At 44.2% G+C, this 21,455-nt stretch carries 24 protein-coding genes; 21 read left to right on the plus strand and 3 right to left on the minus strand.

From position 1 onward, the window contains the following. Nucleotides 1-645: 645 nt before the first annotated feature. The 5 genes from F9802_RS02185 to F9802_RS02205 all read left to right on the plus strand — a co-directional run bounded on the left by F9802_RS02185 (nt 646) and on the right by F9802_RS02205 (nt 6,657). The gene (locus F9802_RS02185; RefSeq protein WP_225435122.1) at nt 646-4,290 is read left to right on the plus strand and encodes a dynamin family protein; all 3,645 of its coding nucleotides are present in this window, start codon (nt 646-648) and stop codon (nt 4,288-4,290) included. Then, nucleotides 4,268-4,495 (plus strand): hypothetical protein, encoded by a 228-nt coding sequence (locus F9802_RS02190; protein ID WP_318636088.1) that lies wholly within the window; start codon nt 4,268-4,270, stop codon nt 4,493-4,495. Before F9802_RS02185 ends, F9802_RS02190 begins: the two co-directional genes overlap by 23 nt. Before the next feature lie 15 nt (nt 4,496-4,510). After that, nucleotides 4,511-5,344: a sulfurtransferase gene (locus tag F9802_RS02195; RefSeq protein WP_152149496.1), complete on the plus strand. Its 834-nt coding sequence runs from the start codon at nt 4,511-4,513 to the stop codon at nt 5,342-5,344. A gap of 102 nt (nt 5,345-5,446) precedes the next feature. Then, on the plus strand, nt 5,447-6,364 hold the full coding sequence (locus tag F9802_RS02200) for a 5'-3' exonuclease (protein ID WP_152149497.1): 918 nt from the start codon (nt 5,447-5,449) through the stop codon (nt 6,362-6,364). Nucleotides 6,365-6,384: 20 nt separating this feature from the next. Next, nucleotides 6,385-6,657 carry a DUF6123 family protein gene (locus tag F9802_RS02205; RefSeq protein WP_152149498.1) on the plus strand — a complete coding sequence of 91 codons (273 nt, stop codon included), beginning with the start codon at nt 6,385-6,387 and terminating at the stop codon, nt 6,655-6,657. Nucleotides 6,658-6,689: 32 nt separating this feature from the next. On the opposite strand, the gene F9802_RS02210 is transcribed toward F9802_RS02205, so the two are convergent. Both F9802_RS02210 and F9802_RS02215 read right to left on the minus strand, forming a co-directional pair. Then, on the minus strand, nt 6,690-7,595 hold the full coding sequence (locus F9802_RS02210; protein WP_191991750.1) for a DMT family transporter: 906 nt from the start codon (nt 7,593-7,595) through the stop codon (nt 6,690-6,692). Further along, complete coding sequence (locus tag F9802_RS02215; RefSeq protein WP_152149500.1) at nt 7,595-7,993, minus strand: RNase H family protein; 399 nt, start codon at nt 7,991-7,993, stop codon at nt 7,595-7,597. The genes F9802_RS02210 and F9802_RS02215 overlap by 1 nt, the downstream gene beginning before the upstream one ends. 248 nt (nt 7,994-8,241) lie before the next feature. Between F9802_RS02215 and F9802_RS02220 the strand changes: the two genes are divergently transcribed. Further along, a complete protein-coding gene (locus tag F9802_RS02220; protein WP_152149501.1) occupies nt 8,242-8,895 on the plus strand; it encodes a reverse transcriptase-like protein in 654 nt (217 codons plus the stop codon). A gap of 22 nt (nt 8,896-8,917) precedes the next feature. Beyond that, nucleotides 8,918-9,106, plus strand: coding sequence for a zinc-finger domain-containing protein (locus F9802_RS02225; protein WP_404799131.1), 189 nt, complete (start codon nt 8,918-8,920; stop codon nt 9,104-9,106). Between the two features lie 59 nt (nt 9,107-9,165). On the opposite strand, the gene cspD is transcribed toward F9802_RS02225, so the two are convergent. After that, nucleotides 9,166-9,366 (minus strand): cold-shock protein CspD, encoded by a 201-nt coding sequence (gene cspD, locus F9802_RS02230; RefSeq protein WP_024422747.1) that lies wholly within the window; start codon nt 9,364-9,366, stop codon nt 9,166-9,168. Nucleotides 9,367-9,650: 284 nt separating this feature from the next. Here cspD and mntR point away from each other — a divergent pair, with 284 nt between their 5' ends. The 14 genes from mntR to F9802_RS02300 all read left to right on the plus strand — a co-directional run bounded on the left by mntR (nt 9,651) and on the right by F9802_RS02300 (nt 21,298). Further along, nucleotides 9,651-10,070 (plus strand): transcriptional regulator MntR, encoded by a 420-nt coding sequence (gene mntR / locus F9802_RS02235; RefSeq protein WP_152149503.1) that lies wholly within the window; start codon nt 9,651-9,653, stop codon nt 10,068-10,070. Between the two features lie 134 nt (nt 10,071-10,204). Beyond that, nucleotides 10,205-10,624 carry a hypothetical protein gene (locus tag F9802_RS02240; protein WP_225435124.1) on the plus strand — a complete coding sequence of 140 codons (420 nt, stop codon included), beginning with the start codon at nt 10,205-10,207 and terminating at the stop codon, nt 10,622-10,624. A 121-nt stretch (nt 10,625-10,745) separates the two neighbouring features. After that, nucleotides 10,746-11,423 (plus strand): class I SAM-dependent methyltransferase, encoded by a 678-nt coding sequence (locus tag F9802_RS02245; protein WP_152149505.1) that lies wholly within the window; start codon nt 10,746-10,748, stop codon nt 11,421-11,423. A gap of 20 nt (nt 11,424-11,443) precedes the next feature. Then, a complete protein-coding gene (locus F9802_RS02250; protein ID WP_152149506.1) occupies nt 11,444-11,941 on the plus strand; it encodes a hypothetical protein in 498 nt (165 codons plus the stop codon). A 25-nt stretch (nt 11,942-11,966) separates the two neighbouring features. Continuing rightward, nucleotides 11,967-13,850 (plus strand): ABC-F family ATP-binding cassette domain-containing protein, encoded by a 1,884-nt coding sequence (locus tag F9802_RS02255; RefSeq protein ID WP_152149507.1) that lies wholly within the window; start codon nt 11,967-11,969, stop codon nt 13,848-13,850. Nucleotides 13,851-13,925: 75 nt separating this feature from the next. Continuing rightward, complete coding sequence (locus F9802_RS02260) at nt 13,926-15,050, plus strand: conserved virulence factor C family protein (protein ID WP_152149508.1); 1,125 nt, start codon at nt 13,926-13,928, stop codon at nt 15,048-15,050. An 18-nt stretch (nt 15,051-15,068) separates the two neighbouring features. Beyond that, entirely contained in the window at nt 15,069-15,503 is a 435-nt protein-coding gene (locus F9802_RS02265; RefSeq protein ID WP_152149509.1) for a BrxA/BrxB family bacilliredoxin, read from the plus strand. Between the two features lie 42 nt (nt 15,504-15,545). Next, nucleotides 15,546-16,346, plus strand: a complete 801-nt coding sequence (locus tag F9802_RS02270) for a class I SAM-dependent methyltransferase (protein WP_152149510.1) — start codon at nt 15,546-15,548, stop codon at nt 16,344-16,346. Nucleotides 16,347-16,379: 33 nt separating this feature from the next. Continuing rightward, nucleotides 16,380-17,336, plus strand: coding sequence for a thymidylate synthase (locus tag F9802_RS02275; RefSeq protein ID WP_152149511.1), 957 nt, complete (start codon nt 16,380-16,382; stop codon nt 17,334-17,336). Nucleotides 17,337-17,360: 24 nt separating this feature from the next. Next, on the plus strand, nt 17,361-17,846 hold the full coding sequence (locus tag F9802_RS02280; RefSeq protein WP_152149512.1) for a dihydrofolate reductase: 486 nt from the start codon (nt 17,361-17,363) through the stop codon (nt 17,844-17,846). Nucleotides 17,847-18,141: 295 nt separating this feature from the next. Beyond that, nucleotides 18,142-19,137 carry an ABC transporter substrate-binding protein gene (locus F9802_RS02285; protein ID WP_152149513.1) on the plus strand — a complete coding sequence of 332 codons (996 nt, stop codon included), beginning with the start codon at nt 18,142-18,144 and terminating at the stop codon, nt 19,135-19,137. Between the two features lie 62 nt (nt 19,138-19,199). Next, on the plus strand, nt 19,200-20,219 hold the full coding sequence (locus tag F9802_RS02290; RefSeq protein WP_152149514.1) for an ABC transporter permease: 1,020 nt from the start codon (nt 19,200-19,202) through the stop codon (nt 20,217-20,219). Next, nucleotides 20,194-20,988 (plus strand): ABC transporter ATP-binding protein, encoded by a 795-nt coding sequence (locus F9802_RS02295; protein ID WP_152149515.1) that lies wholly within the window; start codon nt 20,194-20,196, stop codon nt 20,986-20,988. The genes F9802_RS02290 and F9802_RS02295 overlap by 26 nt, the downstream gene beginning before the upstream one ends. Then, nucleotides 20,981-21,298, plus strand: a complete 318-nt coding sequence (locus F9802_RS02300) for a hypothetical protein (protein ID WP_152149516.1) — start codon at nt 20,981-20,983, stop codon at nt 21,296-21,298. Before F9802_RS02295 ends, F9802_RS02300 begins: the two co-directional genes overlap by 8 nt. The last annotated feature ends 157 nt before the right edge of the window (nt 21,299-21,455 follow it).

Raw genomic sequence — 21,455 nt, forward strand, 5'->3', positions numbered from 1 at the left:
GCCTCCTCGGCGTAAACGCCTGTGGGGTCTCGCCTGTCCCGCTATTCCCGCAGGAGTCTCGCACTTCCGCTTCAATCAACCTTAAACAGTTTTCGTTTTAAAAGCAACAATCTCTTAGAAAAGAGCCTTTTCTTAAAAAAGACAGAAAAAATAGAAATGGTATTGAAAATCATTATCGACCGTGCTACGATGTAAATGAAGATGAAAATTATTCTCAATATGATAAACATGTAATTGACTTCAAATAAAAGGACGGTGCTTTTCATGGTTTGGATGTTTGTAGCAGCGACAGTTGTAGTTTACGGGGGCGTAATGAAATATGTGACAGACCATGTCGGCAAACCGCAAGCACCGCGCAACGAATAGAGGCTTTTTAAAAAGTTTGGGCAATACAGCTGTCTACTATTTGCGTCAGTTTACTTCTCTCGTACTCGAAGCTGCGCTGCCTTAAACTTTTTGGCTCTTTTTGTTCTCCTTTTTGAACACGAACTTATCCTAAATCCAATAATGAACCGAAAGAAGGCTTCCTATGCCTTCTTTTTTTGTGGTGGGAAAGTAACTGAAAATCGGATACAATAAGGAAAAAGATTGCCTTCCTAATGTTTAAGAGAAACAAGGAGATCATCATATAAGGGGTTTTTTATAATGTCATTAGCAACTGCACAATCATCCATGTCACATATGATAGCTAAAACAGCCGGCTTGTTTGAAATATTCGAGCGGGCAGGCGATGAAGAACGGGCAAGAAAAGCGAAATTATTTTTAAAAAAGCTGCATGATGAAGAGTTTATCGTTGCTTTTTGCGGCCACTTCTCCGCAGGAAAGTCGACAATGATCAATGAATTAACTGGTGAAACACTTTTGCCTTCAAGCCCGATTCCGACGAGCGCCAATTTAGTGAAAATTCACCGGACGCCGGAAGATTTCGCGAAAGTGTATTACAAAGATAAAAAGCCGCTTCTCTTCAAAGCGCCATACAGCTTTGAGAAAGTGAAAGAATTTTGTAAAAATGGGGAAGAAGTGGAGGCCATTGAAATTGGGCACGGCGAGTCGAACTTGCCCGCTGAAGTGACGGTTATGGACACGCCTGGAGTTGATTCCACGGATGACGCCCACCGTATTTCAACAGAATCTGCTCTTCATCTCGCTGATATGGTCTTTTACGTCATGGATTATAATCATGTCCAATCAGAATTAAATTTCATTTATACGAAAGACTTGCTTGCACATGGTGTGAAGCTGTATTTAATTATTAATCAAATTGACAAGCACCGGGAAGAAGAGCTGTCTTTTGAAGAATTCAAGCAATCCGTATACACATCTTTTGATGCATGGGGAGTGAGGCCGGAGCGGTTTTTCTTTACGAGCTTAAAAGAGCGTGCACTGCCCGGGAATGACTTTCAGGCAGTAAAAAACTTGATTCATGAAAGCATGACCGACAGAGAAGAACTCGCTTTCCGTTCGGCTGAAACGATGATGAACCAGCTTATCAGTGAACATTTGAACTGGCTGGAAGAAGAGCAGGCAGAAGTAAAAGAAGAAATTTTACACTTGCTCGGTGACAAGTGGGAGAAAAATGAAATAGCTGAAAAAGAACAGCAGGCAAAAGAGCAGCTCGACAAACGCGATACTGAAGCGCTCGTTCGCCAGCTGGAAGACAGCCGGGAAAAGGTACTGCAAAATGCTTATTTAATGCCTGCCTCGACACGCGAGCTGGCGAAAGAATATTTAGAAGCTGTGCAGCCGGGATTTAAAGTAGGGATGTTTTTCAGCAAGAAGAAAACAGAAGAAGAGCGGGAAAGAAGGCTGGAACGCTTTCTTGCAGATGTAAAGGAAAAAACGGAAACGCAGCTGGAATGGCATTTGCGCCAGCAAGTAAGCAGCTGGCTCAAATCAAGCGGGCTGGTGAATGAAGGGCTGCAGCTTGAAGCGGAAGAATTGAGTGTGACCGTTGACGAATCACTTATAAAAGAGACGGTCAAGCCGGGAGCGATGGTTACTGGCGACTATGTCCTTACGTACAGTGAAGATGTGGCGAGCCGATTGAAGAAAAAAGCACGGACGTTAACAGACGCGTTAAAAGAGAAAGCGGCGGCTGACATGGAGCGCCAATTTGCTGCCGAAAAAAAGGAACTGCAAGCGAGATGGTCAGAGTGGCATGAAAAGCTTGCAGCAATTGATGAGTTGGAAAAAATGGAAGCAGCCGCTGAAGAAAGGCGCCATGTCCTTCTTCACTTGTTAGCGGAGGATAAGGAAGTCATTCCTGCTCAATTCGAGAAGTTCGTAAGAGAATGGAATGAACAGCTCAACGATGTTACCGTTTTCGATGAAGATGAAGTTAATGAACTTGCTGCACAGCCTGCCGAAAAAACGGCTGATCCGAAAGAGTACGTCTCTATGCCTGTTGAAAAGCCATCTGCGGGAGTTGGGGAAACAGTTGGGCGCCTGAAAAAGATGAGCAGGCACCTTGAAGGCATTCCCGGCTTTCAACGCTTTATTGATGGGCTGAGACAAAAAGCAGATCGTCTTGAACAAAGAAAGTATACGATTGCTTTATTTGGTGCCTTTAGTGCCGGCAAATCCTCTTTCGCCAATGCTTTGCTTGGCGAAAAGGTGCTGCCGGTCTCGCCGAACCCAACGACGGCAGCCGTCAACCGCATTCATCCGCCTGATGACACACACGGTCACCGGACGGCAGCTGTCCATTTAAAAACAGAAAAACAGCTGCTCCTTGATTTACAGCAATCATTGCAATTTTTCAACCGCACGGTCCAAACTCTCGACGGCGCTTATGCCCTTATCCCGGACTTGCTGCAGAAAAATGCAGGAGAAGGCCGTGAGAACATTCACTTATCCTTTTTAAACGCTTTTTATGAAGGATATCCAGAGTACAGCGGACATCTAGGTCAAACGCTTTCGGTCGATTTAGCCGCTTTCCAAGGGTTTGTTGCCAATGAAAAACAAAGCTGCTTCGTTGAATCGATTGACTTGTACTTTGATTGTGAGTTTACGCGGCAAGGTGTTACACTCGTCGATACACCAGGGGCAGATTCAATTAATGCGAGACATACAGGAGTGGCTTTTGAATACATTAAAAATTCGGATGCCATTTTGTTTGTCACCTATTATAATCACGCTTTTTCAAAAGCGGACCGCGAATTTTTAATTCAGCTTGGGCGCGTAAAAGATGCATTTGAACTTGATAAAATGTTTTTTATCGTCAACGCCATTGACTTGGCGCGTGACGACGAGGAAGTAAATGAAGTCACCAATTATGTCAAAGAACAGCTGCTGCAGTATGGCATTCGTTTTCCGCGCATCCACGGAGTGTCAAGTCTCCAGGCCATTCAAGAAATAGAGCGGGGTGAGCTCGATCATCCTCACTCAAACTTGCTGCCGTTTAAGCAATCGTTCCATCAATTTTTGGACGGCGATCTTGCTCATATGGCTGTCCAGTCAGCGGAAGCGGAATGGGAGCGCGGGCTGGAAAGGCTGAGACAGTTAATCGCAACGGCAAAAGAAAACCGGGAAAACAGAGAGCAAAGAAGAGAAGAGCTGAACAGCCAGCAACAGCAAATTAGCAGCCACTTGGAAAAGGAGTCTCCGCAGTTAATCGAAAAAAGACTGGACCAGGAAATGGACGAGCTCGTTTTCTATTTAAAACAGCGTGTCTTTTACCGATTCTCTGATTTCTTTAAAGAAGCGTTTAACCCGGCTTCTCTCGGAGGCAGCCGCCAAGCGAAAAATGCCCTGCAGGAAGCGTTAAAAGAGCTGCAGGAAGCTGTTGGGTACGATTTCGCGCAGGAGATGAGAGCGACAAGCTTGCGCTCAGAGAAACAGGCACATAAACTGTTGTCAGAAAAACATGCCGGCTTACAGCTTCACTATCAATCCATTCAGCCGCAGCTGCAATTTACAGCGATTGAGTGGCCATCAAAGGAAACACCGCCATTTCCGACAGCCTTTCAAGAAGAGTCTCCGGCTGTTTTTAGCGAAGCTCTGTCTATCTACAAAAATGCAAAATCGTTCTTTGAAAAAAATGAGAAACAGCTTATGCAGGACGCCTTGCAGGCGATTTTATCCGACCTTGCTGACAGCTATCTAGAAAAAGAAAAAGCAAAGCTCCGCGAATGGGCAGTGGATGAATTAGTCAAAGGAATGGCTCTTATGAAAGAAACGGTTGCTTCTGATGTACAAGAACAATTTTCCGCCTGGATGCAAGTACTCGACGAGGCGGAAAACATCGAAGAGTGGGAGCGCACGTTCATTGAACTCGAACAATCGCAGTGAAGACATTAAAAACCGCTTTCATGCTTGTGCCACGTGCCGTCATTTTCAGCCAGTGAAACAAGAAAAAGGCATGCGCTATTTCTGCAGCCGGCTGCAATATGAAACAAAGCCAAATTATAAATTTAATTGCTGGGATCCAAAAGACGAAGTGATCAAGCTGATGAAAAAGAGAATAGAAGAAGCAAACGAGTTTGATCAGTACTGAAAAGGGGAGAAAAGTGTGGAATATATTCGATCGATTGAATGGCTGTCAAATCATTTAAATGACCCTAATGTTTGCATTGTGGACTGCCGCTTTAATCTGGCAGACGCTGATTCCGGTGAGCGGGAATATAAAGAAGCCCATATTCCGGGTGCTCATTATGCTCACTTGGACCGGCATTTGTCGGGTGAAAAAAGAACACATGGAGGCAGGCATCCGCTTCCCGATCTGAAAGAATTCCAAAAAACTGCACAATCTTTTGGTATAAATGACGATACAACAGTGATTGTCTATGATAACGGGGACGCTATGTTTGCCGGCCGGTTTTGGTGGCTCTTGTCCTACGTGGGTCATCAACATGTGTATATTCTTGATGGCGGGTTTGCCGAATGGAAAAAGAAAGGCTTGCCCGTTTCAAATGCCGCTCCTGATTCCCAGCCGGGCCGTCTTTCTCTTCAAGTGCAAGAAGGTTGGACGGCTTCGGTTGAGGACGTAAAACAAGCTGCGCTAGAAAAAGATGGCACGACACTCATCGACTCCCGCGCACCTGAACGTTACGAGGGGAAAGTCGAGCCGCTTGACAGAGTGCCCGGCCATATTCCAACCGCTGTTAATCACTTTTTTAAAGCCGGCCTGGAAGGTTCCTTTTGGAAAAGTGAAGAAGCGCAAAAAGAAAGATTTCAAGAATTGGATCCCACTCAGCCCGTTATTGTTTATTGTGGCTCTGGCGTATCTGCCACCCCTAACATTATTGCGTTAAAGCAGGCAGGTTTTCACAATGTCCGGCTTTATGCAGGAAGTTACAGTGACTGGTCCTCTTATGAGGAGCTGCCAGTGGAAAAGAAAAAATAAATAAAAATAAGCCGCTCCGTTTATTTTATCGGGCGGCTTTTGTTTTGCGGTTGTTTCTCATTCAAGCCTCTTGATATGGTAAAATAGCAATGAGGTGACAAAATGAAGAAACAAGAACATTTGCTGCTTGTGGACGGCATGGCTTTGCTTTTTCGGGCTTTTTTCGCTACAGCAGTAAGCGGCCAGTTTATGATTAATTCAAAAGGTATGCCGACAAACGGCGTCCAGGGATTTATGAAGCATTTACTAATGGCGGTGGAACATATAAGTCCTACTCATGCAGCGGTCTGCTGGGATATGGGAAGCCAGACATTTAGAAACGAACTGTTTGCTGATTATAAATCAAACCGGCAGGCGCCTCCCGTTGAGCTTTTGCCGCAATTTGACTTGGCTAAAGAAGTAGCCGGCTCTTTTTTATTGCCGAATATCGGTGTGGCAGGCTATGAGGCAGACGACTGTATCGGCACGATCGCTAAAAATGAACATAAAGAAAGACAAGTGACGATTTTAAGCGGTGACAAAGACCTTTTGCAGCTGCTCGATGACCAAATTGATGTGATGCTGCTCCAAAAAGGATATGGCAATTATACAACTTATACGAAAGAAAGCTTTTCTGACCAATTCGGAATTTCACCAAGGCAGTTCATTGACGTCAAAGCATTAATGGGCGATCCGAGTGACGGGTACCCAGGTGTGAAGGGCATTGGTGAAAAAACGGCATTCAAGCTCGTACAGGAGTACGGGGCAATTGAAGACATTATTTCCAATATTGAAAAGCTCAGCCCATCCCAGCAAAAGAAGATGAACGAAGGAATGGATATGCTGCGTTTATCGCAGCAACTGGCAGAAATTGATTGCGGTGTGCCGCTTATTTGGCACATTGATGAAGCGAGCTGGGAGGGAATCGGCAGTCAGGCGGAACAAACGGTGGAAGAACTGGAACTGAAGGTGCTGCGCCGCCACCTTATGCAAATGAAAACAGCGGTTCCTAGTGGGGATTTATTAGATCCATTTTCATAACTTTCAAGGTGGGGACAATAGTGGAGAAAGAACAGACTCTAGCTGATTATTTGCTCAAGCTGGAAGGGCGGGGCTTTAAGTTTTCAGATGACATGATCGCATTTATTTATTTTGGAAAAAGATCGACGAATGCGCCGGACCCTTTAATAACCGCAGCCGTGGAAATTACACTAAAAGCTCAAAAAGGGTTTGACAGCAGCTTTTTTTTATCGCTGCTGGAGCGGCTGACTGAACAAAAGGTCACAGACAGAGAAATGGCTATCGAGTTTTCCCGCTCTCACGGTTTACTGTAATAAAAAAACGCCCGCTGCGCCGGGCGTTTTTCTTATGGTTTATTTGTAATAGACTTCGTATGCAGCCATTTGTGGACGGGGATTTCTGCCAGCAGCATGCCGAAGAAAATGAGGATGCAGCCGGTTAATCCGGCTGCTGCGAGCCGTTCGTTAATCCAGAAAAAGGCGGTTAAGGCGCCAAACACCGGTTCCATCGCTAAAATTAGTACAACGCGCGTCGGCGAGGTATGTTTTTGAGCGGCTGTCTGTATAAAGAAAGCGAGTGCCGTCGCCAGGAAGGCAGTGATGAGCAGCCCACTCCAGACAGCAGGGTTCAGTAAATTAGCTGCGGTTAAAGAAGTTTGCCAGTCTTCCAATAAGAACCCGCCGATAAAACAAAGAACAGCCACCGTTGTGATTTGAACAGCGGTTAATGCTAATGCGGACGAATACTGAGTATAGGCATCAGTGAATATAATATGAAAAGCAAACCCAAATGCGCAAATCAACACAAAAAAATCCCCGATATTCCATCCGCCTGCGCCGCCGGCTGTCAGCAAATATAAGCCGGCAGCAGCTGTCACCGAACCGATCGCTGCATTAGGCGCTGGTCTCTTTTTCAAAAGAATCAGAGACAGAAGCGGAACAAGCACCACACTTAAGCCGGTAATAAATCCTGTTTTGGAAACGGTCGTGTATAATAAGCCGATCGTTTGAAAGGCATAGCCAATAGCGAGGCAAACCCCTAATATCATTCCGTGTTTCCAAGTTTTTGCTGTTAATTTAACGGCTTCTTTTCGAAAAAGAATAAGGCCAAATAGAAGGAAAGCAGCGAAAGAGAAACGAATGCCATTAAATAAAAGCGGCGGCAAAAACTCAATGGCTTGCTGAACAACGACAAACGTTACTCCCCAAATGAGGGCAACAAACAATAAAGAAAGCTCGGCTGCCCATTTCATCATTTCGAATGTCCTTTGTTTTGTCTGATCGCTTCGCGGGCAAGGCCATCGGCGCGGTTTTCTTTACTTGGAATCCACTTCACGAAAAAAAGGGGAAACACTTTCGATAAAGTTAAAATTTCAGTTAACAGCGGTTTATAAAGATCTTTATGTATATATTCTTTTTCAATCGCCTGAACAACGGTTTGTGAATCGCTGCGCAAGGAAACAGTGGCCGCCTGTTTTTCTTTTAACAGTTCCAGCGCTTTAATGACTGCGATAAATTCGGCTTCATGTGTATCTCTTACACCGAGAGGAAAAGAATATCGGTCGACGTGACTGCCGTCTTTAATGAAAATGCCGGCTCCTGCCAATCCTGGAGATCCCGTGCTGGCTCCATCTGTGTATACTTCGAACAATTCAATTCCCCCTTTGTCCTCCTTTTTGAACACGTACTAACAGTAAATTTTACGAAAAAAACAAAAAATTTGCAATAAAAAATGGACGACTTTAAGATTGCTGTATTAAGTCATCGATTTCAGAAACTTTTTCTGTAAGAAGGAAAAGATATAAACATCAACAAACTGGTTAATTAAGTAGAGTATTTAAGCATAACGTACATTATACAAAATCATGAAAATGGCTCAAGAAGAAAGCAGGGATTTGAATGAAAATGAAAATTAGCTGGCAATATGAGTTTAAAGGGAGAAAAACAGCATTTGAATCAGACTGGCTGAACAAAGAACATGTACTGCCTATTATTGAAGATTTAACAAAAACAGGCCGAATGAAATCAACGACTATTACGGATGAACTTTTAAATGAATGGACAGTCAAAGAATTTATCAAATTGAATAAGAAGCTGGACGATGAGCCGGGAGAAGTAGAGGTGTATTTTGATGGCGGGTTTGACCGCCAGACACAAACAGCAGGTATCGGGGTTGTCGTTTTTTATAAACAAAACGGTGACAATTGGCGCTACCGGGTCAACGAGCGGCTCGTACAGCTTGAGTCAAACAATGAAGCGGAATATGCAGCTCTGTATAAAGCTGTCGAACTTCTTGAAACAATCGGGGTCAAACAAGTGCCGGTCACGTTTACAGGAGATTCTCAAGTCGTGCTGAAACAGCTGTCCGGTGAGTGGCCTTGTTTTGATGAAGGGTTAAATAAGTGGCTCGACCGGATAGAAAACAAAGTCGAAAAGCTTGGCATTACCCCGCTTTACAAACCGGTAGACAGAAGGCAAAATAAAGAAGCGGACAAATTAGCCAACCAGGCGTTGCAGGAAATTTTCGTTCATAGCCATTCCGTCATTTCTTAGTAAGAAGCAAGAATAGAAAGGTGTGACACGTTTGGAGAGAAAACAGCTGATGGCAGAAGTGGAAGAACTGCTTCACACATATTGCGAGGACTGCCTGTTGAAAGCAGCGTTTCGAAAAGAAAAAGGCAAGTCGTTTGCTCATAAATTTTGTATCACAACATGCACCGTAGGAGAACAGCTGAGAAAGCGCGGGGAACAGCTGTTGAAATAAATAGAAGCATGTTAAAAAGCCGGCAAGAGTCTGCCGGCTTTATCGCTTTTCATTTGAAATTAAAGTTTTGTAACGTTAGCAGCTTGAGGTCCACGGTTTCCTTCTACGATTTCAAAAGAAACTTCTTGACCTTCTTCCAAAGATTTATATCCGTCGCCTTCAATTGCAGTGAAGTGTACGAATACATCGTCTCCGCCTTCTACTTCGATGAATCCAAAACCTTTTTCGTTGTTAAACCATTTTACTTTACCGTTTTGCATGTTAATGAATCCTCCTAAATCTTCGAAACACATTTTGTCTATATGTGCCCAAATCAAAATATTCATTATGAACATAAAAGGTTGCTCATAATACTTATAATATACAGTAAATTCCTGAAATAGTCAAGGGGAAAGAAGAGAGAAAAGTCAAATAAATTCATTTGATCTATTAAAATAGAGAACAATTCAGTCGATTGGTAAATAGAGAGGCACGGACCGCTATCTTGTGCTAAATTGGCTCTTATAGTAAACTTGAGTTGATGAGTACATTCAGGAGGGTTCCGATGCCGACACCAAGCATGGAAGATTACATAGAACAAATTTTTATACTTATAGATAAAAAAGGGTATGCCCGTGTGTCTGATATTGCCGAGGCGCTATCCGTCCATCCTTCCTCTGTGACGAAAATGGTACAGAAGCTGGACAGAGATGAATACTTAATATATGAAAGATACCGCGGGTTGGTCCTGACAGCCAAAGGAAAGAAGATTGGCAAACGGCTTGTGGAAAGACATGACTTATTAGAAGATTTCCTGCGGATTATCGGGGTCAAAGAAGAACATATTTATGAAGACGTAGAAGGAATCGAACATCACCTAAGCTGGGATTCTATTGATCGGATTGCTGATCTCGTCGATTATTTTAATGAGGAGCCAGCACGGATCAAAACATTGCAGTCTGTCCAGAAAAAAGCATCGGAGTAAACAGCCGTTTTAACGAGCGGCTGCTTGATTTGTGTAAAAAACAGGGAAAAGTAACTATATACAAATGACTCATCTTCTTCTAATATAAAAGCCCAGAATGTAAGAGGCGCAGACAGAAAAATAAGAAGGAGTAAATGAATGTGAGTTATCACTCTTTTATAGAAAAAATTGATCATACGTTAACATTTCACATAGAAAAAGAATTTCCCGGTGTCCGTTGTGTAGGAGGGAAGTATTCTCCGGATTCCCACTCCATCACACTCTATAAAAGAGATATCGCGATCCAATGCGAAAGACTGCTCGGTTCACTCGAACGACTGAAGGAATATGAATGGATTATTTTAGCTCATGAGCTTGGCCATGCGCTGGACTCTGAGCTGCCGCGGTTAAGTGACCGTCTGGCAGAGACAAAGAGCGTCGAGGTTCTTGCTCACATCGAGCTGAACGCCTGGAATAACGCTGAAGAACTGATTCCTTTTATTGACCGGAATTTATTTAATCATGTGAAAGAAGAGTCTTTACGTTATTTCTCCAAAAGTCCGTTACTCAGTTGATTGGATGGCTTGACGTTTTTAAGCTTCTTAAATGAAACCGCTCTGATGACAGAGCGGTTTCATTTATATTGCCGAACATGTGATCATTCCCTTACAATGAACTCATACAGGGGGGATAGAAATGGAAAAAATGTCGTGGGAATTTGAAGCGAAAGACAAGTGGAATAGAAGAGCGGACGGCTGGCGGGCGAAAAGTGCCGATATGTGGGAAAAAGGCAGCCGTAAAGGTATTTGTCCTTTTTTTGCCAGTCATGTACAAAAAGGCAGCTTTGCAGCCGACCTGGGCTGCGGAGACGGTTATGGCAGCCAAAAACTGCACGGTGAAGGATACAAAGTGATCGGGATCGACTTGTCTAATAAGATGGTGGAGCTTGCCAAAAGGTTCGAAAAAGAACATTTAACATTCAAGCAGGGAGATTTGTCGAGTCTTCCATTCGAAGATGAACAGCTCGATGCGGTCATGGCCATTAATTCACTCGAATGGACAGAGCATCCGGCACTGGTGCTGGATGAAATTAAAAGAGTATTGAAACCTGCCGGGAAATTTTGCGCAGCTATTTTAGGACCGACAGCGGGGCCGCGGGAAAACAGTTATGCCCGCTTAAATGGGAAGCCGGTTATCATGAATACGATGATGCCGTGGGAATTTACGAAACTTGCGTCCGAACACGGCTTTGCGTTAATTGGTGAGCAGCACGTCTATAAGAACGGCATCACCGAATCCGACATTCAACCTTTCCCAACGGAATTAAAGCAGGCACTTACGTTTTTTACATTATTTATGCTGGAGAAACAATAGAAAATAAAGAAGGTGTTCATTTGTTTGACCCATCAGCTTTTGATAATATCAAATTTATAATGCAAGCTGAAGTATACGATCGGGATCTTGACGGCCTTATTCACATTCACAGTCGGACGGATAAAGTCGATCTCGCCAGCCTCAGCCGGGAAGCCTCCATTAGTTTTTCGCTTAAAGAAAGTCCGCAGCTCCGCGTGACTCTTTTTGTTCAGGCAGATCTCGATAAGCTCGCCGGTGAATTGAAGCAGCTGCCGGGAGCAGAGCCGGGTGTGATGCTGCAAATTACATATACAGGGGCAGAAAAAGTCCTTACTGCTGAACGGATGGACGAGCTTGAAAAGATGTGGGGAGAAGAAAGGCAGTATGAACGACGCAAAGTCGAATCAAATAGAAGTGAAACCGTTTATGAATGGTGCATTCATTTTAACCGCACGATTACTGAAGACATGATTGAAGAATTTGGCAGTCTCGTCGGTTTTATCACTGACACACTGAAAGCGGCAAATAAGAACGAATGATAAGCAAGGTGGGGAGAGAACTGAAATGAGAGCACTAACTGTGCAAGACATGACAAAATCATATGGGGAAAAGGTATTGTTCGACCACTTGACTTTTTCCATTGCCGAAAAAGAACGCGCCGGGTTAATTGGTGTTAACGGAACAGGTAAATCAAGCTTGCTGAAAATAGTAGCTGGAAAAGATGTTCCTGATGCCGGGGAGATCAAAGCCCCAAATGACTTTACGATCGCGTATTTGGCACAGGAACCGGAAATGAATCTTGAACTGACCGTGATGGATCAGCTGTTTTTAAGTGAAGCGCCGGTCATCCAGCTGTTGAAAGAATATGAAAGCACGCTGAAGAAACTTGAATTAGAACCGGAAAATCAAGCAGTGGCTGAGAAGTTGTTCGAGCTGCAAAAGCAGATGGATGCGCTCGGTGCATGGGAAGCGAATACAAACGCGGAAGCGATCTTGACGAGGCTTGGTATTGATGATTTCAGCCGGAAAATCGGGGAACTCTCCGGCGGCCAAAAAAAGCGGGTGGCGCTCGCTCAAGTACTTATTGAAACACCTGATTTATTAATTTTAGATGAGCCGACGAACCATCTTGATTATGAAACGATCCGCTGGCTCGAAGATTATTTGAGTAAATATGCAGGAGCCGTGCTTCTCGTTACTCATGACCGCTATTTTCTTGATCGGATAACGAACCGGATGTTTGAACTTGACAATGGCCTCCTTTATACATATAAAGGCAATTACCAAGATTACATTTCTGCCAAAGCGGAGCGGGAAGAACAACAGGCGGCTGCCGAAGATAAAAGGCGAAATTTATACCAGCGGGAGCTTGCTTGGATGCGCAGAGGCGCTAAAGCAAGAACGACAAAACAAAAAGCCCGGATTGACCGATTCGGCCAGTTAGAAGGAACTCTTGGCCAAGGACCGAAAAAAGAGCAGGTCGATTTATCTGTGCAAGGCAGCCGGCTCGGTAAGCAAGTGTTTGAACTTAAAGATGTCTCTAAATCATTCGGCGGCAAAGCGATCTTGAAAAACTTTCACTTGCTCGTCAAGCCCGGCGACCGTCTCGGCATTGTCGGTAAAAACGGCAGCGGTAAATCCACTTTTATGAACTTGCTTGCCGGCAAAATTCCATTTGACAGCGGAGACATAGTGACTGGCCAAACGGTGAAGACCGCTTATTATACGCAGGAACGCACCGATATGGATGAAAATATGCGCATGATTGCTTATATACGTGAGTCGGCAGAAGTTGTGACAACGAAGACAGGCGAGACCATTTCTGCTGCCCAAATGCTTGAGCGCTTTCTTTTTCCGATGCATTCGCATGGCACGCCTATTTCGAAGTTGTCAGGTGGAGAAAAACGCCGGCTTTATTTGCTGAAGCTGTTAATGACACAGCCAAACGTTCTTTTATTGGATGAACCGACGAATGATCTGGATACAGAAACGTTGACTGTTTTGGAAGATTATTTAGAGGATTTCGCCGGTGTAGTCATTACGGTTTCGCATGACCGCTACTTTCTGGACAAAACGGCGAATCAATTGCTCATTTTTCAAGGGGATGGTGACATCGGTTCCTATTACGGTTTGTACAGTGATTATTTAGAAGAACAGGCGGCTGCGGAAAAACTGGTCGTTTCACCTGTTAAAGAGAGCAAGCCGGAAGAACAACGGGAAAAAACGAAAAAGAAAAAGTTAAGCTACCATGAACAGCGGGAATGGGATGCGATTGAAGAAGAGATGGCCAAAGTGGAAACCCGCATAGCCGAAGCGGAAAAAGAGCTGGAAGAAGTGGGAAGCGATTTTGAAAAAGCCCAGCAGTTAAGCGAAGAACTGGATGGGTTAAACGAAAAGTTGGAGCACTTCATTGAACGCTGGAGTTACTTGTCAGAATTCGTTCAATGAGCAAAGTGAAACCGCCGCCGATTTATATATGATAAAATGGCGGTAAAGAAAGCACTGTGAAAGGAGCCGTTCATTTTGCGGATTTTAAAAATTGAACCTACACCAAGTCCAAATACGATGAAAATCATATTGAACGAGGAACTGCCTGCCGGTAAAAGCAACAATTATAAAGCCGGTGAGACAGAAGGTGCACCTGAAAAAATACAAGCTATTTTAACGATAGAAGGAGTAAAAGGTGTTTATCACGTGGCTGATTTTCTAGCTATTGAGCGAAACGGGAAGTATGATTGGCAAAGTTTGCTGCCACAAGTAAGGGGAATATTTGGGGAAGAGGCATCCGCAGAGAATTCAGCCGTTGCCGCTGAAGAAGCATACGGCGAAGTGCAGGCGTCTATTCAAGTATTTAAAGGCATTCCGATCCAGCTGAAATTAACATCCCCTGCTGAAGAAAAACGTTTTCCTCTTCCTGATTATTTCATGGAAGCGTTCAAAAAAGCGCAGCTGGCAGACGATAACTATGTACTTCAAAGAAAATGGGAAGATTTCGGGATCCGCTATGGAGATTTAGAAGAAATCGGAAAAGAAACACTAGAAGAAATCGTTGCTGCTTATCCGCAAGAGCGGCTTGACTCTTTGGCGTCGGCCGGAGCAGAAGGAAAGCCAGTTCCGGAAACGAAACGGCGTGGCCTAAAGCTGACTGTGTCCATGTGGCAGGAAGAGGAAGACTGGCGCCGCCGCTACCAGTGGCTTGAGCAAATGGAAGACCCGGCAGAGGACGACTTGCCGATATTAAAATTGGCGCTGGCAGACAGTAAACCGGCGATTCGCCGCCTGGCAGTTGTTTATATTGGCATGATTGAAGATAAAAAAGTGCTGCCGCTGCTTTATCAAGGATTGACGGACAAAACCGTGACTGTTCGCCGGACGGCAGGAGACTGCCTCTCTGATCTTGGCTTTAAAGAAGCGATCCCTGCTATGTGTGACTCTTTGCAGGATAAAAGTAAGATTGTTCGCTGGAGGGCCGCCATGTTTTTATATGAAGTCGGAGACGAAACGGCTCTTCCTGCTTTAAAGCAAGCAGAAAATGATCCGGAATTTGAAGTGCAAATGCAAATTAAGATGGCGATTGAACGAATTGAAGGCGGAGAAGAAGCAAAAGGCTCTGTCTGGAAACAAATGACTGAAGCAAGAGAAAAGTAATGATTGGAGGAAGAAAAGATGACAAACGCTTATGAAGAGTATATGAAACAAATGGTTGTGCCGATGCGTGCCGAGTTAACAAGTGCTGGCTTTAAAGAACTGACTACGGCCGAGGAGGTAAATGAATTTATTTCCAACGTGGAAGGAACGACTCTTGTTGTAGTGAACTCTGTTTGCGGTTGTGCCGCTGGACTTGCCCGTCCTGCTGCAACGCAAGCCGCTATGCATGAGGCTTCTCCTGATCATTTAGTGACTGTATTTGCCGGCCAGGATCGGGAAGCAACGGCACAAATGCGCGAGTTTTTTGACGGATATGAGCCGTCATCTCCGTCGATGGCATTGCTCAAAGGCCAGGAAGTCGTTCACTTTGTTCCGCGGGAGCAAATTGAAGGAAATGATATCGGCTCGATTATCCAAGATTTAACGAAAGCGTTTGACCAATATTGCAAATAATGATAAGGATGTCACTAGGCATCCTTTTTTATGGGAGAAATAATGATCATATCTACAGCAGCAAGAACAAATGACGTACTCGACAATAGAGCGAAACGTGCAGCAGAAGAGTTACAGCATCCATTCGTTAAAAGAAGGAAACGGTCGATTGCTTCACTCCACGATATGTATGGAACAGATTGTTTAATTGTCGCAAAAACGCGGCTCGAGTATTATTCATTCGGATCGACAGAACCTTTTTTCTTTCATCCAAACTCTGCTTCCTTCCGGATTAAGCGGCTGATAAGAGGAGAAGAAGATCCTTTTATTGAAGCTGCTGGACTTCAGCCTGGCATGTCGCTGCTGGATTGTACGCTTGGGCTGGCATCCGATAGTATCGCCGCAAGTTTGATAGCAGGAAAGGAAGGTACGGTGGTTGGGATTGAAGGAAACCCTGTACTTGCTTATATCGTCAAGCATGGATTGAAAGAGTGGAAGTCGCCGCTTCCTGAACTGAATGAAGCGATGGAGAGGATTTCAGTTAAACAAGGGCATTACCAAGAGCTTTTGACTGGACTGCCTGACAAATCTTTCGATGTGGTCTACTTCGATCCGATGTTTACAAAGCCCATTTTATCTTCAGAAGGGATTGCCGGTTTGAGAAAACTTGCTGTACATGATGAACTAACAAAGGAAACGGTACAAGAAGCTCTCCGTGTGGCAAAACAGCGGATTGTTTTAAAAGATCATTATCAATCTAGACGATTTTCTGAGCTAGGCTTCAAGCAGCATATCCGTCCGACGTCACTTTTTCATTATGGAACGATTGAAGTGGACGGGACATCGGCTGTGTCTGCAAAGTAAGCCATGTGACTAACGAGGAGTGAATACAACACGATGAGTAAGAGTGAACAACAGTATTTGGATTTATGCCGTCATGTCTTAAAAGAAGGAACGAAAAAGGAAGACCGAACTGGAACAGGGACTGTTTCCTTGTTTGGTGCGCAAATGCGCTTTAATTTGCAAGAAGGTTTTCCGCTTTTAACGACTAAACGCATCCCTTTCCGCTTGATCGCCAGCGAACTATTATGGTTTATTAAAGGCGATACGAATATTCGTTATTTGCTTCAGCATAATAACAACATCTGGAACGAATGGGCGTTTAAAAACTGGGTGGAAAGCAAAGATTATAACGGGCCGGACATGTCGAACTTCGGCTTGCGTTCCCAGCAAGACGAAGAGTTTAATGCTTTATACCAGGAGCAAATGGATCTATTCAAACAGCGGGTATTAGAAGATGATAAGTTTGCCGCTGCCTACGGCGAACTGGGCGATGTATACGGCCGCCAGTGGCGGGCGTGGAAAACATCTGCCGGCGAAACGATTGACCAATTAAAAGAAGTGATTCAAACGATTAAAAAGAATCCGGATTCGCGCCGGTTGATTGTTTCTGCCTGGAACCCGGAAGACATCCCATCGATGGCGCTGCCGCCGTGTCATACGATGTTTCAATTTTACGTGTCAGAAGGCAGATTGTCCTGCCAGCTTTACCAGCGTTCCGGAGATATCTTTTTAGGAATTCCTTTTAACATTGCGAGCTATGCACTATTAACCCACCTAGTGGCGCATGAATGCGGTTTGGAAGTGGGGGAATTCATTCATACATTGGGCGATGCCCACATTTATGTGAATCATTTTGAGCAGGTGAAAGCTCAATTGGGCCGTGAGCCGAAAGAGCTGCCATCATTAAAATTGAACGAAGAAAAGCAGTCGGTGTTTGATTTTGATATGGAAGATATTTCGCTTACAGGCTATGACCCGCACCCCACTATTAAAGCACCTGTAGCTGTTTGATTATTGAAAGAAAGTAGGGATGGCATGATTTCTTTTATTTGGGCAATGGATGAAAATGGCGTCATCGGCAAAAATAATTCACTTCCGTGGAGACTTCCGGAAGATCTGAAATTTTTTAAAGAAACAACGATGGGCCACCCGATCGTGATGGGCAGAAAAACGTACGAATCCATCGGAAAACCGCTCCCCGGACGTGAAAACATCGTCATTACACGAGATGAAAACTATAAAGCAGCCGGCTGTACGATCGTTCATTCATATGAGGAACTGCTGGAAAAAGCTAAAAACGAAGAAGAATTGTTTATTACCGGAGGAGCGGAAGTGTTCAAGCAAATGATGCCGTATGTGGATAAATTATATGTCACAAATATTCATCATTCATTTGAGGGAGACACATTTTTTCCGGACATGATTCAGTGGGAAAACTGGAACCTTGTTTCTGAGAAGCAAGGGGAAACAAATGATAAAAACCCTTATGAATATTACTTTCGTATTTACGAGAAAAAATAGCAGATATCCTCTGCTGTTTTTTTTTGATTAAATCTCAAAAAAGTTATTAAACAAAAGTATTTATACGCTTTATAAATACACGTAATAAATAGATTTTATTTTTTATTAAAGCTATTGATTTAATATGTATACTGCGGCTTTCACTCTATAACATTAATAAATATAACGGTGAAATTTCGTGTTATTACTATTCTGAAAATACTTGATTTTCTGTTACTTTTGAAGCATAATGAATTTAGCTTATAAATGTGTCTAAAAGTTGTCAGAAAACAACGGGATTTGAGGGGGAAACAAGATGAAAAAGTGGATGAAGGGCATGGCAACCGCAGGAATCGCAAGCGCTGTTTTGCTTGCGGGATGCGGCGGAGAAAAAGAGCAAAAAGCATCCGAATCTGATGAGAAAAAAGAACAGGTTCAAATTGGCGTTACGCAATTTGTAGAGCATCCGTCCCTTGATAACGCTTATAAAGGCTTTAAAAAGGCATTGGAGGATGCTGGCGTGGAAGCTGAATATGATGTGCAAATTGCACAAGGCGACCAAAATAACAACCAAACGATTGCCAACAACTTTGCCGGCGACAAAGTGGATTTAATCTTTGCTAATTCCACACCGAGTGCTACGAGCGCATTGAACGCAACAAAAGAAATACCGATCATTTTTACGTCTGTCACAGACGCAAAAGCAGCTGGTTTAGTAAAAGATCCGGCCAAGCCTGGCGGAAATATTACAGGAACAACAGATTTGCATCCAGAAGCTATTCCAAAAACGATTGAATTTATGGCAAAAGAATTTGAAGGAAAGCGTGTCGGAGTCATTTATAATGCCGGCGAGCAAAATTCTGTTGCCCAAGTAGAAGAAGTGAAAAAGGTCATGGATAAAAACGGGCTGAAAATAGTGCCGGTAACGGTTTCTGCTACCTCGGAAGTCAAGCAAGCCGCGGAGTCGCTTGGCGGAAAGGCAGACATGATTTATATCATTACTGATAACACGGTTGTATCCGCTCTTGAGTCGGTCATTCAAGTCGCTAACGAGCAGGACATTCCTTTATTTGTCGGTGAACTGGACTCTGTTAAACGTGGCGGGTTTGCCGCATTTGGCTTCGAATATTATGACATCGGCTATGAAGCAGGGGAAATGGCAGCGAAAGTTTTAAAAGATGGAGATAAACCGGCTGATATGGCTGTGCAGCCTCCGCAAAATTTAAAACTGCTAATCAATGAAAAAGCAGCGAAAGAAATGAATATTAAAGTAAAAGATGAGTGGAAAGAGCAGGCTGAATTTCTAAAATGATAAGCAGAGGGGTTTTTTCGCCAAAAGCCCCTCTGTTTTCTGCCTAACAGGAGGGGATTTATATGTTTACAGCCTTATTCGGTTCAGTTGAAGTCGGCGTAATATATGCCATTATGGCCCTGGGAGTCTATTTGTCATTTCGAATATTGGACTTTCCGGATTTAACGGTCGATGGAAGCTTCGTTACAGGTGGAGCGACAGCCGCCGTGCTGATTATTTCAGGCGTCAATCCGTTTCTTGCGACAGCCGGTGCTTTAGTCGCCGGATTTTTAGCCGGCTGTGTCACGGGCATTCTTCATACGAAAGGTAAAATTAACGCACTACTATCCGGTATTTTAATGATGATCGCCCTTTATTCAATTAACCTTCGTATTATGGATAAACCGAACGTGCCGCTGCTTGCGGAAGAAACAGTGATTACAAAAATTTCTGCCTGGTGGCAAGGTTTAGGCTTTGACAGCATGATGCAAAGCTTGCTTACTTCTATCGGCTTAAGCGAGTACATTCCTTCTACATGGGGAATTTTTACTGTGATGTTTGTATTGGCATTTGCTATTAAAAAGGCAGTCGACCTTTTCTTAAAAACAGAAATCGGCTTGAGCTTGCGTGCTGTCGGCGACAACGATGGCATGGTGCGGAGCTTTTCAGCGAACACAGACTGGCTGAAAGTCCTTGGTCTCGGAATCGCTAACGCACTCGTCGCATTTTCAGGCGCTTTAGTTGCCCAATACAACGGATTTAGTGATGTAGGAATGGGCATCGGGATGATTATTATCGGGTTGGCTTCTGTCATTATCGGTGAAGCCGTGATTGGCAATGCGACGATTGTAAGAGCTACGCTTGCTGTGTTAATCGGAGCCGTTTTATACCGTTTGATCGTGACGCTCGCACTGAGAGCAGAATTTCTCGAAACAGGAGATATGAAGCTGATCACAGCGGTGATCGTCATCTTCGCTCTCGTCGTACCTAAATTGATTGAAAAGCAAAAAGCCGGAGCAAGAAAGAAAAAGCGGGCCGCACAATTAGGATCGGCTGGTACAAATGGAGGGGATCAAGTTGCTGCAGCTAGATCAGATTTATAAAGTATTCTATGAGGGCACTCCAGATGAGAAAATCGCCTTGAACCAATTGCAATTGCAGATGAACCCTGGTGACTTTGTGACGGTGATTGGCAGTAACGGGGCGGGAAAATCGACGTTAATGAATATTATATCCGGCAATATTTTTCCTGATTACGGGACAGTAAAAATTAACGGTTCAGATATGTCTTCCATGCCTGAGCATAAGCGGGCCAGAAAAATTGGCCGCGTCTTCCAAAACCCGCTTGCCGGAACGGCTCCAACGATGACGATTGAAGAAAATCTGGCACTGGCATACAACCGGACAAAGCCGAGATCGCTCCAGTTTGGCGTAACAAAAAAGCGTCGTGATTTCTTCCGGGAGCAATTGGAAATTCTTCATCTTGGACTGGAAGATCGTCTCCAGGCAAAAGTCGGGCTCCTGTCAGGTGGTGAGCGGCAGGCGCTGTCTTTGCTGATGGCTACGTTCACGAAACCGGATATTTTGCTTCTGGATGAGCATACAGCAGCACTCGATCCCGCAAGAGCGGATTTAATTACGAAATTAACGAAAGAAATTGTTGCGAAATTCCAGTTAACAACATTAATGGTTACTCACAACATGCAACAAGCGCTAGACCTCGGCAACTGTCTAATTATGATGGATAAAGGCCAAATTATTTTTCAGGCAAATGAAACAGAAAAGCCGGACCTGACAGTAGAAAAGCTATTAGCTGAATTCCAAAGAATCCGCGGCGAAGCGCTCTTAAGCGACCGTTCCCTTCTTGCATAAAGAAAAGCGGAAGCGGCCGTTTAGACTCGGCAGGCGTAAGACGGACCGCCGAAGTGGCGCTCTTTGCCACACAGGCGTGACGGCTTATGTCCGAGAGTCTGGCCGCTGCAGCTGGACAAGAAAAGCGGAAGCGTCTGTCCTGCCCCGACAAGCAAATGTTCTTCCCCAAAGAAGTCCGTTCTTTGACTTCATTGGGGAAGGTTATTTGACCTCGAGGGGCAAGGCGCTGCAGCTGGACAAGAAGAAAAGCGGAAGCGCCTGTCCTGCCCCGACAACCATAAGCGGGATTACTAATGTGGAGAAAAACTAAAATAACATCATCACTCACGTATTAAATAGCACATAAAAAAGCTTGAGGAAGGTTTCCCTCAAGCTTTTTTGTATGGACAAAATTAAGCTGACGCCTCGGTAGTTTTCATGAGAAAAACGACTTTAAGGGGCAGCGTCACATGCCCATCAACCTGTCT

Origin of the sequence: Bacillus aerolatus, from assembly GCF_009183655.1 — a bacterium.
GTDB lineage: Bacteria > Bacillota > Bacilli > Bacillales > Domibacillaceae > Pseudobacillus > Pseudobacillus aerolatus.

Coding starts and splice junctions, on each gene's coding strand:
- F9802_RS02255 (WP_152149507.1), top strand. CDS start 11,967: ATGAGAGCACTAACTGTGCAAGACATGACAAAATCATATGGGGAAAAG.
- F9802_RS02285 (WP_152149513.1), top strand. CDS start 18,142: ATGAAAAAGTGGATGAAGGGCATGGCAACCGCAGGAATCGCAAGCGCT.
- F9802_RS02290 (WP_152149514.1), top strand. CDS start 19,200: ATGTTTACAGCCTTATTCGGTTCAGTTGAAGTCGGCGTAATATATGCC.
- mntR (WP_152149503.1), top strand. CDS start 9,651: ATGCCGACACCAAGCATGGAAGATTACATAGAACAAATTTTTATACTT.
- F9802_RS02275 (WP_152149511.1), top strand. CDS start 16,380: ATGAGTAAGAGTGAACAACAGTATTTGGATTTATGCCGTCATGTCTTA.
- F9802_RS02185 (WP_225435122.1), top strand. CDS start 646: ATGTCATTAGCAACTGCACAATCATCCATGTCACATATGATAGCTAAA.
- cspD (WP_024422747.1), bottom strand. CDS start 9,366: ATGCAAAACGGTAAAGTAAAATGGTTTAACAACGAAAAAGGTTTTGGA.
- F9802_RS02200 (WP_152149497.1), top strand. CDS start 5,447: ATGAAGAAACAAGAACATTTGCTGCTTGTGGACGGCATGGCTTTGCTT.
- F9802_RS02280 (WP_152149512.1), top strand. CDS start 17,361: ATGATTTCTTTTATTTGGGCAATGGATGAAAATGGCGTCATCGGCAAA.
- F9802_RS02270 (WP_152149510.1), top strand. CDS start 15,546: ATGATCATATCTACAGCAGCAAGAACAAATGACGTACTCGACAATAGA.
- F9802_RS02210 (WP_191991750.1), bottom strand. CDS start 7,595: ATGAAATGGGCAGCCGAGCTTTCTTTATTGTTTGTTGCCCTCATTTGG.
- F9802_RS02265 (WP_152149509.1), top strand. CDS start 15,069: ATGACAAACGCTTATGAAGAGTATATGAAACAAATGGTTGTGCCGATG.
- F9802_RS02240 (WP_225435124.1), top strand. CDS start 10,205: ATGAATGTGAGTTATCACTCTTTTATAGAAAAAATTGATCATACGTTA.
- F9802_RS02220 (WP_152149501.1), top strand. CDS start 8,242: ATGAAAATGAAAATTAGCTGGCAATATGAGTTTAAAGGGAGAAAAACA.
- F9802_RS02245 (WP_152149505.1), top strand. CDS start 10,746: ATGGAAAAAATGTCGTGGGAATTTGAAGCGAAAGACAAGTGGAATAGA.